Raw genomic sequence first — 14,441 nt, forward strand, 5'->3', positions numbered from 1 at the left:
ACTATAGACACGCGCTTTCCCAGCTCATCACCCGGCTCGGTCACCGGCGGGCGGGCGGGCGTCAGGAGGCGAGGCCGTGGCGGTAGGCGTAGACGACGGCCTGGACGCGGTCGCGCAGGTCGAGCTTGGTGAGGATGCGGGAGACGTACGTCTTGACGGTCTCCTGGCTGATCACCAGGGTGGCGGCGATCTCGCTGTTGGACTGGCCGTCGGCGATGAGGCGCAGCACCTCCAGCTCGCGCGGCGTCAGGGCGGGCTCGGTGGCCTGGACGTCGGCGGGGCGGATGCGGGCGGCGAACTTGCCGACGAGCTGCCTGGTCACCTCCGGGTCGATCAGCGCGGCGCCGGTGGCGACCGTACGGATGCCGTGCAGGAGCTGGGCAGGCGGGGCGTCCTTGAGCAGGAAGCCGCTGGCACCCGCGCGGAGCGCCTCGTAGACGTACTCGTCGAGGTTGAAGGTGGTGACGACGAGCACCTTGATGGGATCCTCGACGCCGGCCCCGGCGAGCCGGCGAGTGGCCTCGATGCCGTCGAGCACGGGCATGCGGATGTCCATCACGACGAGGTCGGGGCCGAGCTTGCGGGCCATCTCGACCGCGGTGCGGCCGTCACCGCACTCGCCGATGACCTCCATGTCGGGTTGCGCGTCGATGATGGTGGCGAACCCGGTGCGGATGAGCGCCTGGTCGTCGCAGACCAGCACCCGGATCGGCGCGGTCACGACCCGCTCCCCGTGGGGATGACGGCGCGTACGGCGAAGCCGCCGCCGGCCTGCGGTTCGGCGGTGAACTCACCGCCGAGGGCTTCGACGCGTTCGCGGAGCCCGGTCAGGCCGCGCCCGCTGCCTCCCACGGCCGCGGCACGGGAGCCGGAGCCGTCGGTGGTGACCGCCACGCTGATCTCCTCCTCGCCATAGCGCACCTGGACAACGGTGTGGCTGCCGTGCGCGTACTTGAGGGCGTTCGTCAGAGCTTCCTGGACGACTCTATAGGTGACGAACTCGGCACTGCCCGCCGATTCGGATGGTTTGCCCTCTTCGTCGAACTCGACCGGCTGTCCGGCCTGCCGGGTCTGCTCGATCAGGTCGCCGATGTCGCTCGCCGACGGCACGGTGAAGTCCGCCTCGTGCTCGGGGTTGAGCACGTCGAGCAGGTGGCGCAGGTCGGAGATGGCCCGCCGGCCCGTCTCGGTGACGGAGGCGAGCGCGCTGTCGAGGCGCTCGGGGGCCGCGGTGAGGTAGCGCGCCGCCTCGGCCTGCACGACCATGGCGGTGACGTGGTGGGTCACGACGTCGTGCAGCTCGCGGGCGATGCGGGTGCGCTCGGCGGTGCGGGTGGCCTCGGCGATGCGTCGGCGGCGTTCGGCCTCGGCGGCGCGGGTGGAGCGCACCCAGGAGCCGACTCCCCACAGGACCACGAGCGCCACGTAGAACACCACCAGGTCCGACGGCGTCTCCTTCGAGCCCAGCATCTCGAGCCAGGAGATCAGCACCAGGTACGCCAGCGTGAGCAGGACGGCGGTGAGCTTCCTGCGGCGTTCGAGGTGGGCGCCGGTGTTGATGAGCGCGAGCGGCAGCGCCATGCTGCTCACCGCGTGGTAGGCCATGACCTGGTCGAGCGAGAAGCCGATGACCACCAGCGTGACGCACAGGCCCGGGCGCCGCCGCCGCACAATGAGCGGCAGGGCCTCCAGCGCGATCACCACGAGCGCGAAGACGTCGAAGGGGCGGTTGGGCAGCAGGCCGAGCGAGGTGCCGCTGCCGTGGAACTCGGGCACCAGCGAGAGGACGACCAGCAGGAGCGCCAGGGGGAGGTCCCGTACTGTGACGTCGCTCCGCCGCCAGACCTCCCCGATGCGTCGAAGATCCATCACCCGGCGAGCCTAGCGGTTGCGCGGGGTGGTATGCCCAATTCGGAGCGAAGTCGTGGCGGCTTGTCCCCCTTGCGAGCTACTGGCGATTGTCCACTGTGTGGTGACGCTTCAGGGGTGCTCGATTCCGTAGCGTAACGGACGTAACGCCGAGGACGTTCCTTTAAGCCCCTGGAGGACACCATGTTCCGCACCTTCAAGAAGACCGCCCTGACCGCCGTCGCCGTCGCCCTGCTCGGCATGGCGGCCGCCGGTTGCAACCCCGATGAGCTCGACAAGCTTGACGAGTTGGACAAGCTGGACAAGCTCGACTCCCTGGTGACCACGTCCTCGGAGCCCGCAGAGAAGCTGTTCACCGGGACCCAGAAGATCGACGTGGCGGGCGTGAAGGTGAACGTGTCCTGCACCGGCGAGGCCGAGAAGGACAAGCCGGTGATCATGCTGATGGCCGGTGCGGGTGACGGCCTGGACAAGCTGGCCTCCCTGCAGAAGACGCTGAGCGCCAAGCACCGGGTCTGCTCCTACGACCGCCCCGGCGAGGGCGCCAGCGACAAGCCCAAGGGCCCGCAGACCTTCGACAGCGCGGGCGAGGTGCTGACCGCGGTGCTCGACAAGGCCGCGGGCGACCACCCGGTGGTGCTGGCCGGCCACTCGCTCGGCGGCCTGCTCGCCGGCCGGTACGCCCCCGAGCACACCGACAGGGTCAAGGGCGTCGTCCTCATGGACGCCACCCCGCCCACCATGCTCAGCGACATGGAGAAGTCGATCCCCGCGAACGCCAAGGGCCCGGCCGGCCAGCTCCGCGCCCAGAACCTCGCGGTCTTCAAGGGGCAGAACCCGGAGCTGCTGAGCATGCCCGACGGCCCGGTCGGCTCCGCCGGTGACATCCCGGTCGAGGTGCTCAAGCACGGCAAGGAGTACCTCGCGGCGATCCCCCAGTACGGGCAGAAGCTGGAGCAGGCCTGGACCGCCGGCCAGCGCAAGTGGCTCGGCCTGTCCAGCAACAGCAAGCTGATCGTGGCCGACAAGAGCGAGCACTACATCTACGTCGACCAGCCCGAGCTCGCCGTCGAGTCCATCGAGCGGGTCGCCGGGCAGGCCGCCGGAGGCCAGTCCTGACCAGCCGGGTCTGCTCCACCCGAATTTGCCCCGACCGGCCGATCCTGACCGGCCATCCCCGACCGGCCGATCCTGACCGGCCGTCCCTCACCAGCCGGTCCTGGACGGCCGTCCCCGACCTGCCTGTCCTGACGGCCATCCCTGACCAGCCGGTCCGAACCGGCCACATCCGATCGGCCCGTAGCGGCCGGACCACAGACCGGGCGCGCCACCAGATCGGGCGCGCTGCCAGACCGGGGCGCGTGCCCCGCCGCTCTCAGGGGCTTGCGGCGGGCACGCGCCTCGTTCCGTGTGTACGGGGCCACGCGCTGTACGCGGGCGCAGAAGCGGCGCAGCCGGTCACCGGCACACAGCCCCCGGCCCTGCCGCCGCTGCCCTGGGGACGACAGACGCCCACGACCGGGCCCGTCGCCTACCCGCCACCGTCCGGCGTGCCCGACACGGCGGTGCGCATGGACGTCGTCAACGTCGGCCGGCCCGGGATCGGGTGGGTGCGCAATGGGGCGTACTGGTTCGACGTGCGGGCGCCGCACCGGCTCGCCGGCTACTCGGGCGGTGACCTGCTGACCGCTACGGAGCCCGCCGAGGACGACGCGGCCCGCCTGACGGCCACGCCCGGCGGGGATCAGGAGGCGAAGGACACGTACGCGGCGCTGGCGGCCGAGCGGCGCCGCCGGCCTGGCCTCCGCCCTCCCCACCTCCTGAGCCCGAGACCCGGCGGCGGGGTCGCGGCCGGCGCTCACGGGGCAGGGGGCGAGCCGGCGCGCAGGGGGTATGGCGAATACGCGAGTTGCCGCAGGGGCGCGGACAACGCACCCCCGGCGCGCATCACTCCTCCGTCAGTTCCTGGATGGCGGCGCGCTGGGCGGCGGTGGCGCGGGTGACCCAGTCGAGGATGAGCTCCAGCTCGTCGTCGGTGTACCGGTCGTAAAGCTCGGCGAGCCTGGTCACGAACGGCTCGAACAGCTCGGCGAAGCCGGCCAGCCGGGCGTGGTCGATCTCCACGATGACCCGGCGGCGGTCCTTGGTGTCGCGTACGCGCCGGGCGAGCTGCTTGGCCTCCAGCCGGTCGATGAGCCCGCTGACCGTGGCGGGCGCGAGGCCGGTGTGCTGGCCGATCTCCCCCGCGGTGAGCGGCCCGAGGCGCTGCAGCAGGTCGAGCGTCTTCTCCTCGGTCATGCCGAGCCCGAGCCGCTCGCCGAGCGCGCTGTGGTACATCACCGCCGCGTTGCTCTGCTCGCGCCCGGCCGTGGTGAGCGCCTCCAGCAGACTCTTTCGTCGCTCCGAAATATCTCTCGACACCGTTCGCCACCCTTGCCTATTATTTCGTTCGTCCGAACGAAAGGTTATCACCATGAAGGCTCTGATCATAGGTTGTGGCATCGCAGGACCCGTGACCGCGATGGCGCTGCGCGAGGTGGGCATCGACGCCGAGATCTACGAGGCGTACGCGCGCGGCGCCGACGACGTCGGATCCTTCCTCAACGTGGCCTCCAACGGCCTGGCCGCGCTGCGCGTGCTCGACGCCCACCACGAAGTGCTCAAAGCCGGCATCCCCACGCCGCGCATGGTGATGTGGAGCGGCACCGGCAAGCGGCTGGGCGAGGTGGCCAACGGGCTGGAGCTGGACGACGGCACGGTCAGCCACACGATCTTGCGCTCCGACCTCTACCGGATCGTGCGCGACGAGGCCGAGCGGCGCGGCATCCCCATCACGTACGGCAAGCGCCTCACCTTCTACGACGAGAAGCCGGACGCGGTGACGGCGGTGTTCAAGGACGGCAGCCGCGCCACCGGTGACCTGCTCATCGCCTGCGACGGCGTGCACTCGCGCACCCGCACGGTGCTCGACCCGCAGGCCCCGTCCCCGCGCTACAGCGGCCTGTACGGCTTCGGCGGCATCGTCGCCGAGTCCGGCCTCGCCGGGGAGCCCGGCACGTACCACATGGTGTTCGGCAAGCGCGCCTTCTTCGGCTACACGGTGGCGGCGTCCGGCGAAACCTGGTGGTTCGCGAACCTGCCGCGCAAGCTCGGCGACGTGCCGGCCGACTGGAAGCCGGTGCTGGTCGACGCCTTCAAGCGGGACGCGAACGCCTCCGCCGACCTCATCAGGCGCAGCGACGTCGGCCCTGGGCTGCCCATCTACGACCTGCCCGAGCTGCCGACCTGGCACCGGGGCCGGGTGCTACTCACCGGCGACTCCGCGCACGCCACCTCGCCCAGCTCCGGCCAGGGCGCCTCGCTGGCGATCGAGGACGCGATCGTGCTGGCCCGCTGCCTGCGCGAGAGCGGCGACCACGAGGAGGCGTTCAAGCGCTTCGAGTCCGAACGGCGGCCGCGGGCGGAGCGCGTGGTGGCGTACTCCAGGACGATCAGCAACAGCAAGGCCGCGGGGCCGATCGTGCGGGTCATCCGCGACCTGATGATGCCGTTCTTCCTCAAGAAGAGCGCCGGCCAGGAGTCGCTGGCCTGGATGTACCGCTACCAGGTCAGCCTGTGAGGCCGCCCGGGTGCTGTGCGGGGCCGTCGATCGCCGCGGCCTGAACTCGACGGCCCCGCGTGCTCCTCACAACTCACTTCCCCGTACAGTGAGGTGTCCGCCACAACCCCTGTGAGCTTGGAGTACGTGTTGCACGAGAAGTTGTCGGCGATCTATGACAACGTCCTGCGCCGCAACCCTGGCGAGATCGAGTTCCACCAGGCGGTGCGCGAAGTCCTCGAAAGCATCGGCCCAGTGCTCGGCAAGCACCCCGAGTACGCCGAATCGAAGATCATCGAGCGGATCTGCGAGCCCGAGCGGCAGATCATCTTCCGCGTCCCATGGACGGACGACAAGGGCGAGGTGCACATCAACCGGGGCTTCCGGGTGGAGTTCAACAGCGCGCTCGGCCCCTACAAGGGCGGCCTGCGCTTCCACCCGTCGGTCTACCTCGGGATCGTCAAGTTCCTGGGCTTCGAGCAGATCTTCAAGAACAGCCTGACCGGACTGCCCATCGGGGGCGGCAAGGGCGGCTCCGACTTCGACCCCAAGGGCCGCTCCGACGGCGAGGTCATGCGGTTCTGCCAGAGCTTCATGACCGAGCTCTACCGGCACATCGGCGAGTACACCGACGTGCCCGCCGGTGACACCGGTGTCGGCGGCCGCGAGATCGGCTACCTGTTCGGCCAGTACAAGCGCATCACCAACCGCTACGAGTCCGGCGTCATCACCGGCAAGGGCCTGGTCTACGGCGGCGCCCAGGTGCGCACCGAGGCCACCGGCTACGGTTGCAGCTTCTTCGTGCAGGAGATGCTGAAGGCGCGCGGCACGTCGTTCGACGGCAAGCGGGTCGTGGTGTCCGGCTCGGGCAACGTCGCCATCTACACCATCGAGAAGGTCGAGCAGCTCGGCGGCGTCGTCGTGGCCTGCTCCGACTCCTCCGGCTACGTGCTCGACGAGAAGGGCATCGACCTCGACCTGCTCAAGCAGATCAAGCAGGTGGAGCGAGCCAGGCTCGACGTGTACGCCCAGCGCCGCCCCCACGCCACGTTCGTGCCGGGGCGCAGCGTCTGGGAGGTGCCCGGCGAGGTGGCGATGCCGTCGGCCACTCAGAACGAGATCACCGGCCACGACGCCGCCACCATGGTCGCCAACGGCCTGATCGCGGTCGGCGAGGGCGCCAACATGCCGACCACGCCCGAGGGCATCAAGGTGTTCCAGGAGGCGGGCATCGCGTACGGGCCCGGCAAGGCGGCCAACGCGGGCGGCGTCGCGACCAGCGCCCTGGAGATGCAGCAGAACGCCAGCCGCGACTCCTGGACGTTCGAGTTCTCCGAGCAGCGGCTGCAGGAGATCATGCGCGACATCCACGACCGCTGCCTGGCCACCGCCGACGAGTACGGCATGCCGGGCAACTACGTGGCCGGCGCGAACATCGACGGCTTCCGCCGCGTCGCGGACGCCATGCTCGCCCTCGGCCTGATCTGACGGGCCTGATCTGATGGGCCTGATCTGACGGGCCTGATCCAACCGGCCTTCTTCTTTCCGGCCGACCCGGCCAACGACGTCCGGGTCCACCGGCCACCTGACCCTCCGCCTGAAAACGCGCCCGTCAGCGCCAGGCGGACACCGTACGGGCGACGTAGTCGCCGAAGTCGATCGGATCGCGGCCGAGCGCCCGCCGCACCCCGTCGCGCGGCTCGACGAACAGGCCCGCGCATCTTCGCGTACAACGCGTTCAGCTCCTCCGCCGCCTCTTGCGACGCGCCCTCCGCCAGCAGCTCCTCGCGGTACTGCTCAGGGGTCACCGTCTCGTACGTGATGGACCGCCCCGACGCCTTGGCGATGGCCGCCACCGCCTCGCCGAACGTCAGCCCGCGCGGCCCGGACAGCGTGTAGACCTGCTCGTGGTGGCCGTCCTCGGTGAGCGCCACCGCGGCGACCTCGGCGATGCCGCCGCTGACGTATCTGAAGGAGTGGCGGATGGCGCTGGCCGCCGACCTGCTGGGCGAGCCCGCCTCGACCGTCGCCGCGGTCGCCCCCGGGTGGGGTACGCCGACGCGTTCGGGTTCAGCACGGCGTTCAAGCGCTTCTACGGCGCCAGCCCCACCGAGTGCCGCGCGTCCTGCCAGGCGTGAAGGCGCTGTAGCGTGCTGGCGGGCTCGCCGGCGACCGGCCGGCGGACGACGGCGGGGCTCAGCGCAGCGCGCGCTTGACGGTCGTGAGCCGCCTGGGGTGGTTGGTCATGATGCCGTCCACCCCGTACGAGATCAGCTTGCGCAGCACGGCGGGCTTCTCCGCCGTCCAGGTGTAGACCCGCATGCCGCGCCTGTGCACCTTCTCGACGTACCGAGGGGTGAGCTGCTTGTGCGCCAGCGTGAGCCCGTCGGCGTAGCGGGCCAGCTCGCTCAGGCGGGCCTCGTGCGGCCGGCCGAGCAGCGCGATCGGCAGTCCCGGCACCATGGCGCGCAGCACCCGCATCGACTGCCAGCCGAACGCCTGCACGGCGAGCCGCCCGTCGCCCCACAGGTCACGCGTCTCCAGCAGCTCGGCGGCCACCCTGCGGTCGATGTCCGGCCGGTCCGGCGGGTGCTTGATCTCCAGCAGCAGCCGGGTGCCGGTGCCGCGTACCGAGCGCAGGGCCTGCGCGAGCGTCGGCACGCCCTCACCCCGGAAGCGGGGGAGAACCAGGAGCCGGCGTCGAGCCGCTGGATCTCCTCCAGCGTGAAGTCCGAGACCCGCCACGGCGCCCGCTCCGGGAAGAGCTTCTCGACGTTCGTGGTCCGGTCGAGCGTCTCGTCGTGCATCAGCACGAGTTTGCCGTCCTTGGTCTGCTGGACGTCGAACTCGCACACGTCCGCACCCTGCCTCCTGGCCAGGGCGCAGGCCGCGATCGTGTTCTCCGGTGCCTTCGCCATGCCGCCCCGGTGGGCGATGGTGTCCACGTGGGGCGGCACGACGGGCGCGGCGACGGCGGCGGGGCCCGGCACGACGCCAAGGCCCGCCACGGTTGAAACGGCGAGAACGCCGAGAAAGCGATACATGGTCACTCCCCCCGGTATTGCTGTGCCAGAGAGATTCCCACTAAGGGGGGAATGACCGTTTCCTCCGCGCGTGTCGCAAAGATCCGTACGAACTTTTGACCGCGCGCCTTCCGGCCGACCGCCGGCCGCACGACCGCGACAAGCGCCCGCAGGCGACGGCTACAAGACCGCGACAGGCACCCGCAGGACGCCGGCCGCAAGACCATGACAGGCGCCCGCAGGCCGCAGGTTGCACGACCGCGACGGGCGCCCGCAGGCCGCAGGTTGCACGACCACGACGGGCGCCCGCACGCCGGAGCGCCCGTCGCGGTCACGCGGTCACGCGGTCACGCGGTCAGTAGCGCAGCTCGCGCAGGTACCGGTAGCCGACCTCCGCCGTACGCTGCGGCGTCACGTCCGGGGTGTCGTTCTCCACGATGTACTCCTCCACTCGGTGCGCGCGGAACACCCGGCGGAAGTCGATCGTCCCCGTCCCCAGGTCGGCCATGTCGCCGTCGAGGTGCCGGTCCTTGACGTGGTACTGCAGCACGCGCTGCGGCGCCCTGCGGATCACGTCGATCGCGAACTTCACCGGGTCGCGTTCCCCGCGGCCCACGCCGCCGGTGACCGCCCAGTAGATGTCGATCTCCAGGTGGACCAGGCGCGGGTCCAGCTCGGAGGTGAGCACGTCCCACGGGGTGACCCCGTTGCCGAGGTCGGTGGTGAACTCGTGGGCGTGGTTGTGGTAGCCGTAGCGCAGCCCGGCCTTGCGGGCGGCCTCGGCCTCGACGTTCATCCGCTCGGCCCACGCCTTCCACTGGTCCAGGCTGTCGGATGCCAGATAGGGCACGACCATGTACTTCTGGCCCAGCGTCAGCGCGTTCTCGATCTTCGTTTCGAGCCCGGCGGCGTCGGAGCTGATGTCCTCGTGGCTGGAGCTGGCGCGCAGGCCGAGCCCGTCGAGGAAGCGGCGCAGCTCGCGCGCGGTGCGGCCGAAGTAGCCGAGCGCCAGCTCGACCTTCGGGTATCCGGCCCTGGCCACGTAGCGGAGCGTGGCGTCGTAGTCCTTGCTCAGGTCGTCGCGGAGCGTGTAGAGCTGGATGCTGATCTTGCCGGGCGGCACCCGCTCGCCGTGATGGCGGGGCGGGTGCACCGCCGCCGCGGCGGCGGGCGACGCGGCGGCCACCGCCGCCGCACCCAGCCCTAACCCGGCGGCGAGCAGGGAACGCCTGCTGGGGCCGTAGCCGTAACACATAGTGGTCCTCCTGAGTCCGCCTAATTCGTGGCCGGCGCTGTGGGCTGGAGCACGACCTGGGCGCTGCCGGTCAACGGCGGCAGGCCGCCGGTACCCGGGTCGGTGTAGGTGGCCACGAAGACACCGGTGAGGTTGTCGTTCTCCGGGTCGTGCCCGCTCGGCTCGGTGGTCTGGATCGACCCCGTGCAGCCGCGGGCCGTGGTCTGCGGGTGGCCGTGGTCGTCGTGGCCGAGGATGTAGTCCACGGTCACGTTGGCGCAGTCGACGGGCTGGTCGTCGGTGACGCGGACCTCGAACTCGACCACGTCGCCGAAGCTGAACCGGTCGCCGTCCACCGGCTTGACCAGCTCGACCACCGGGGCCGCGTTGCCCACCACGATCCGCACGGACGTCGAGGCCGACCGCCCCTTCGGGTCGGTGACCTTGAGCGTGGCGTTGTACAGGCCGTTCTCCTTGAACGTGTACGACGCCGACGGGCTGCGCGAGTCCACCTTGCCGTCGGCGTTGAAGTCCCAGGCGTAGCTGAGCCGGTCGCCGTCGGGGTCGCTGGTGCCCGTGCTGGTGAAGTCGACGGTGAGCGGCGCGAGCCCGTCCGTCACCGACGCGGCGGCCACCGGGATCGGCGAGTGGTTGCCGGTGCGGCCGATGTAGTCGATGCGGGAGAGCTGCGCCTCCGGGTTCTCGCTGAAGTAGCCGTCGCCGTATTCCAGCACGTACAGCGCGCCGTCCGGGCCGAACTCCATGTCCATCGGGTTGTCGAAGACGATCGACGGCAGCACGCTCTCGATGCGGCCGTCCGGGTGCATCGCCTTGACGTAGTCGCGGGTCCACTCGTACAGCAGCGGCACGCCGTCGTAGTAGCTCGGCCAGGCCACCGAGTCGCGGCCCTTGGTGTCGGCCGTGCGGATGTCGTACGCCGGCCCGCCCATCGGCCCGATACCGCCGGTGCCCAGCTCGGGGAACTCCGGCGACAGCCCGTACGAGTACCACACGTCGGGCTGGGTGACCGGCGGCAGCTCGCGCAGGCCGGTGTTGTGCGGCGACTCGTTGATCGGCGCCTTGCAGTCGAACGTCTCACCCGACTCGCCGGTGGCGAAGTCGTAGTCCACGTACGGCAGCTCAGCCGTCGCGCAGTACGGCCAGCCGTAGTTGCCGGGCTTGCGGACGATCGTCCACTTGCCGGTGCCCGCCGGGCCGCGCTTCGGGTCCGCCTGCTGCTGGTCGGGCGAGTAGTCGCCGACATACAGCTCGCCGGTCCTCTTGTTCAGCTCGATTCTGAACGGGTTACGCAGCCCCATCGCGTAGATCTCGGGCCTGGTGCCCTTCGTGCCGGGCCGGAACAGGTTGCCCTTGGGGATGGTGTAGCCGCCGCCGTTCTCCTTGGGCTTGATGCGCAGGATCTTGCCGCGCAGGTCGTTGGTGTTGCCCGAGCTGCGCTGGGCGTCGAACGCGGGGTTGCGGTCCGGCCGCTCGTCGATCGGCGTGAAGCCGTCGGAGGAGAACGGGTTGGTGTCGTCGCCGGTGGACAGGTAAAGGTTGCCCGCGGCGTCGAAGACGATGTCGCCGCCGACGTGGCAGCAGATGCCGCGGTCCACCGGCACGTCCAGGATGCGCTGCTCGGAGCGCAGGTCGATGGTGGATCCGGTGAAGCGGAAGCGTGACAGCCTGATCAGGCCCTTGAACGGGGCGAAGTCGGCGGGGGTGCCGGTGACGGGTGCGTCGCCCTCGTTGACGTCAGGGGTGGCGGGATCGTCGACGGGGGTGTCGAGCGGAGGCGAGTAGTAGAGGTAGACCCAGTCGTCCTTCTTGGAGCCTTTCCCGAAGCCCGGGCTGAGCGCGATGCTCTGCAACCCCTCCTCGTCGTGCTGGTACACGTCGAGCTTGGCGGCGAGGGTGTTGAGCCCGGTCTTCGGGTCGTGTAACCAGACCTCGCCGCGCCTGGTCGTGTGCAGCACCCGGTTGTCGGGTAAGACCGCGAGGTCCATGGGCTCGCCCGGATGGTCGTTGAGCGTCACCTTCTGGAACTGGTCGTCCGGCGGTGGGGCCGCCGTCTCGGCGTGCGCCGCGGACTGCGCGCCGAACGGCACGATCATCGCCGCGGCGGACAGCACCGCGATCATGGTTCTCGCTCTCACGCCTCTCTCCTTCGGTCTACTCGGGTGGATAAGAGAGGGCAAATTAACGTGAATGTAACCCGAGTTACGCCGATCGAGGAGGGCCTAATTCACGCCCGCCCGCGTATCTCCCGCCCCCGATCGCACTAAGTGAGAAAGGCGTACGACAACGCGATCGCCCCTGCCGGAGCAAGGGGCGATCGGGATCGTCTATAACGTCAGTTCTTCTGCTCCTCCATGGTGACGGTCACCGTGGACTCCTTGCCGTCGCGCTGGTACGTGATCTGCACCTGCTGGCCGACCTTGAACCCGCGCACCTGGCCGACCACCGTGTCACCGCCCTGCACCGGCGTTTCGCCGATCTTGGTGATGAGGTCGCCCTCCTTCAGCCCCGCCTTGTCGGCCGGGCTGCCCTTGGTCACGTCGCGGATGAGCGCGCCGGGCACGTCGCCGGTCGCGTCGGTCACGCTCACGCCCAGGTAGACGTGGGTCACCTTGCCGTTCTTGACGAGCTGCTCCGAGACGTGCTTGGCGGTGTTCACCGGGATCGCGAAGCCCAGGTTGACGCCTTCAGGAGCGATCGCGCTGTTGATGCCGACCAGCTCGCCTGCCGCGTTGACCAGCGCGCCGCCGGAGTTGCCCGGGTTGATGGCGGCGTCGGTCTGGATCATGCCGCCGAGCGTGGTGACCTCCTCGGCCTGCCCTCGCCCGCCCCAGCCCGGCGGGAGCTGCTGGTCGCGCGGGCCGCTGCCGGCCGTCACCGTACGGTCGAGCGCGCTGACGATGCCCGCGGTCACCGTGCCGTCCAGGCCCAGCGGGCTGCCGATGGCCAGCACGTCGTCGCCCACCTTGAGCTGGTCGCTGTCGCCCAATGCCACCGCGGCGAGGCCCGAGACGTCCTGCGCCCTGATCACGGCGAGGTCGGTGGCCGGGTCGGTGCCGACGACCGTGGCTTTGGCCATTTTGCCGTCGTTGAACTTCACCGTCAGTCCGCTGTCCTGCCCGGACACCACGTGGTTGTTGGTGAGGATCAGCCCGTCGGCCGACAGGATCACGCCGGAGCCCTCGCTCGTACGGCCCTGGATCATGACCACCGACGGCTGCACCTTCGCCGCCACCTCGGCCACCGTGTACTGGTCCGAGGCGGTGCGGAAGACCGGGCTCGGCGTGTTCGGCGTGGCGGTCGCCGCCGGCACCGGGGTGCCGCCTCCGGCCAGGGCCGCCCCCACGGCCCCGCCGCCCACCGCGGCGGCTCCCAGCGCCGCGACGGCGGCCAGCGCCAGCCCGGCGATCGCCTTGCGGGTCAACGTGAACGCGTGCTTGCGCGCGGGCGGTGGCGGCGGCGGCATCGAAGGGATCGGCCGGGTGAACCCTCCGGCGGACGGTGGGGTCGCACCGAACTGGCTCCAGCCGTCGGTGCGAGGCTCGCTCGGCTCGTTCGCGCTCATGTCATCTCCTCAGGTCCCGATGACACAAGCGTGCGCGCTGATCCGTAAACACCGGCTAAGCAGGGGATCGCGCGCGTTCGCACCCCCTGATACCGGCCTTATCACCGCTGGTGGCAAGCCGCGGGCCCGGAAGAATCCGCCCGGAAAAAGAGATGAGATGTGAGGGTTCTCGACACCCTCACATCTCCTGACGGTCCCTCGGCGTATCAGCGGCGGCGCCGTCGGCGCCGTCGGGCCCGTCCGTAGGTGTCGCCCCCGTTGCCCGGCGTGGGCTCGGGCGCGAACGGCAGGCGGAAGGCTCTGAGTCCGAGATAACGCTGTATGGCCATCGTTCCCCCTCGTGGAAGCCGTGGGGTTCGGCACACCGGACGGCTGCGCGTCCGGCGGTGCCGGACTGAAGCCCCCATACCCGCCACGCTCGGCCAGTACCCTGACCTGCGAAATCCGGTTACTTGTTGGAGAGCTTGCGGCCCTTGAACGTCGGGTGCTTGGTCTCCCAGTAACGCCAGCCCTCCACGCGGGAAGGCACGTTCGCGATGCCGGTGGCGACCCTGTGGCGCTCGCAGGTGCCGAGCACGTTCCAGGCCGACCAGCCGATGCGGTAACCGAAAACGCGGTACCACATGTTGCCGTACTTGCCCGGGCTGATTTCCCGGGTGTATTCGTGCCCGGTGAAGACCATGTGCCGCTCTTCGAGGTGCGGCAGGCCGAGCCGGCGCAGGCTCTCCACCACCGACTTGGTGTCGGGGGTGCCGTCCTCGTCGTCATGCGTAAAGGTCTTCTCCAGCGTCTTGGTCTTCTCGTTCTCGGCTTCGAGGAAGGCGAGGACCTCGTGCTCGCGCGTGACCGACACCGTCATCGAGCCGCCAGGGCCGTCGATGAAGCGGGTGCGGGGCACGAAGAAGTTGCGCGGCGAGAGCTTGTGGATCCGCCAGAACGTGTGCGGCCTGCAGTTACGGCCGCCGTCCTCGTCCTTCCTGCCGGTGTGGAAGCCCCTGTCGCTGTGGATGCCCTTGAACTTGCGCAGATGGTGGTCGTCGCGGTTATCCGCGCTCGCCGCAGGTGCCATGGTGACCGCAAGCGCCACCGCGAGCAGCCCGTGCACCGCCGGCCTCGCCATTTTTCTCATTGGGG

The 14,441-nt window shown here is 70.1% G+C and carries 11 protein-coding genes and 1 pseudogene; 3 read left to right on the plus strand and 9 right to left on the minus strand.

Features of this window, described 5'->3' with window-relative positions:
• Window positions 1–61: 61 nt before the first annotated feature.
• Together ACFMQL_RS11660 and ACFMQL_RS11665 are read right to left on the minus strand one after the other, a co-directional pair.
• Window positions 62–721 (minus strand): response regulator transcription factor, encoded by a 660-nt coding sequence (locus tag ACFMQL_RS11660; protein WP_364063623.1) that lies wholly within the window; start codon window positions 719–721, stop codon window positions 62–64.
• Window positions 718–1,872: a histidine kinase gene (locus tag ACFMQL_RS11665; protein WP_364063626.1), complete on the minus strand. Its 1,155-nt coding sequence runs from the start codon at window positions 1,870–1,872 to the stop codon at window positions 718–720. The genes ACFMQL_RS11660 and ACFMQL_RS11665 overlap by 4 nt, the downstream gene beginning before the upstream one ends.
• A 180-nt stretch (window positions 1,873–2,052) precedes the next feature.
• On the opposite strand from ACFMQL_RS11665, the gene ACFMQL_RS11670 reads away from it, so the two are divergent.
• Window positions 2,053–2,988 carry an alpha/beta fold hydrolase gene (locus tag ACFMQL_RS11670; RefSeq protein ID WP_364063629.1) on the plus strand — a complete coding sequence of 312 codons (936 nt, stop codon included), beginning with the start codon at window positions 2,053–2,055 and terminating at the stop codon, window positions 2,986–2,988.
• An 828-nt stretch (window positions 2,989–3,816) separates the two neighbouring features.
• On the opposite strand, the gene ACFMQL_RS11675 is transcribed toward ACFMQL_RS11670, so the two are convergent.
• Window positions 3,817–4,290 carry a MarR family transcriptional regulator gene (locus tag ACFMQL_RS11675; protein WP_364063632.1) on the minus strand — a complete coding sequence of 158 codons (474 nt, stop codon included), beginning with the start codon at window positions 4,288–4,290 and terminating at the stop codon, window positions 3,817–3,819.
• A gap of 52 nt (window positions 4,291–4,342) precedes the next feature.
• Here ACFMQL_RS11675 and ACFMQL_RS11680 point away from each other — a divergent pair, with 52 nt between their 5' ends.
• Together ACFMQL_RS11680 and gdhA are read left to right on the plus strand one after the other, a co-directional pair.
• Window positions 4,343–5,488 (plus strand): NAD(P)/FAD-dependent oxidoreductase, encoded by a 1,146-nt coding sequence (locus tag ACFMQL_RS11680; RefSeq protein ID WP_364063634.1) that lies wholly within the window; start codon window positions 4,343–4,345, stop codon window positions 5,486–5,488.
• A gap of 126 nt (window positions 5,489–5,614) precedes the next feature.
• Complete coding sequence (gene gdhA / locus ACFMQL_RS11685) at window positions 5,615–6,955, plus strand: NADP-specific glutamate dehydrogenase (protein ID WP_364063637.1); 1,341 nt, start codon at window positions 5,615–5,617, stop codon at window positions 6,953–6,955.
• Window positions 6,956–7,663: 708 nt separating this feature from the next.
• Here the strand turns inward: gdhA and ACFMQL_RS11690 are convergent.
• The 6 genes and pseudogenes from ACFMQL_RS11690 to ACFMQL_RS11715 all read right to left on the minus strand — a co-directional run bounded on the left by ACFMQL_RS11690 (window position 7,664) and on the right by ACFMQL_RS11715 (window position 14,427).
• Window positions 7,664–8,128 carry a glycerophosphodiester phosphodiesterase gene (locus ACFMQL_RS11690; protein ID WP_378785647.1) on the minus strand — a complete coding sequence of 155 codons (465 nt, stop codon included), beginning with the start codon at window positions 8,126–8,128 and terminating at the stop codon, window positions 7,664–7,666.
• A gap of 77 nt (window positions 8,129–8,205) precedes the next feature.
• Window positions 8,206–8,511 (minus strand): annotated as a pseudogene (locus tag ACFMQL_RS11695) (glycerophosphodiester phosphodiesterase); the annotation flags it as partial.
• A gap of 334 nt (window positions 8,512–8,845) precedes the next feature.
• Entirely contained in the window at window positions 8,846–9,745 is a 900-nt protein-coding gene (locus ACFMQL_RS11700) for a sugar phosphate isomerase/epimerase (RefSeq protein ID WP_364063646.1), read from the minus strand.
• A 20-nt stretch (window positions 9,746–9,765) separates the two neighbouring features.
• Window positions 9,766–11,880 (minus strand): PQQ-dependent sugar dehydrogenase, encoded by a 2,115-nt coding sequence (locus tag ACFMQL_RS11705; RefSeq protein ID WP_364063648.1) that lies wholly within the window; start codon window positions 11,878–11,880, stop codon window positions 9,766–9,768.
• 197 nt (window positions 11,881–12,077) lie between these two features.
• Window positions 12,078–13,307 carry a trypsin-like peptidase domain-containing protein gene (locus ACFMQL_RS11710; RefSeq protein ID WP_364063650.1) on the minus strand — a complete coding sequence of 410 codons (1,230 nt, stop codon included), beginning with the start codon at window positions 13,305–13,307 and terminating at the stop codon, window positions 12,078–12,080.
• A gap of 448 nt (window positions 13,308–13,755) precedes the next feature.
• Window positions 13,756–14,427, minus strand: coding sequence for a hypothetical protein (locus tag ACFMQL_RS11715; protein ID WP_364063653.1), 672 nt, complete (start codon window positions 14,425–14,427; stop codon window positions 13,756–13,758).
• Between the last annotated feature and the right edge of the window lie 14 nt (window positions 14,428–14,441).

This window comes from Nonomuraea fastidiosa (genome assembly GCF_042751225.1).
Taxonomy (GTDB): Bacteria; Actinomycetota; Actinomycetes; order Streptosporangiales; family Streptosporangiaceae; genus Nonomuraea; species Nonomuraea fastidiosa.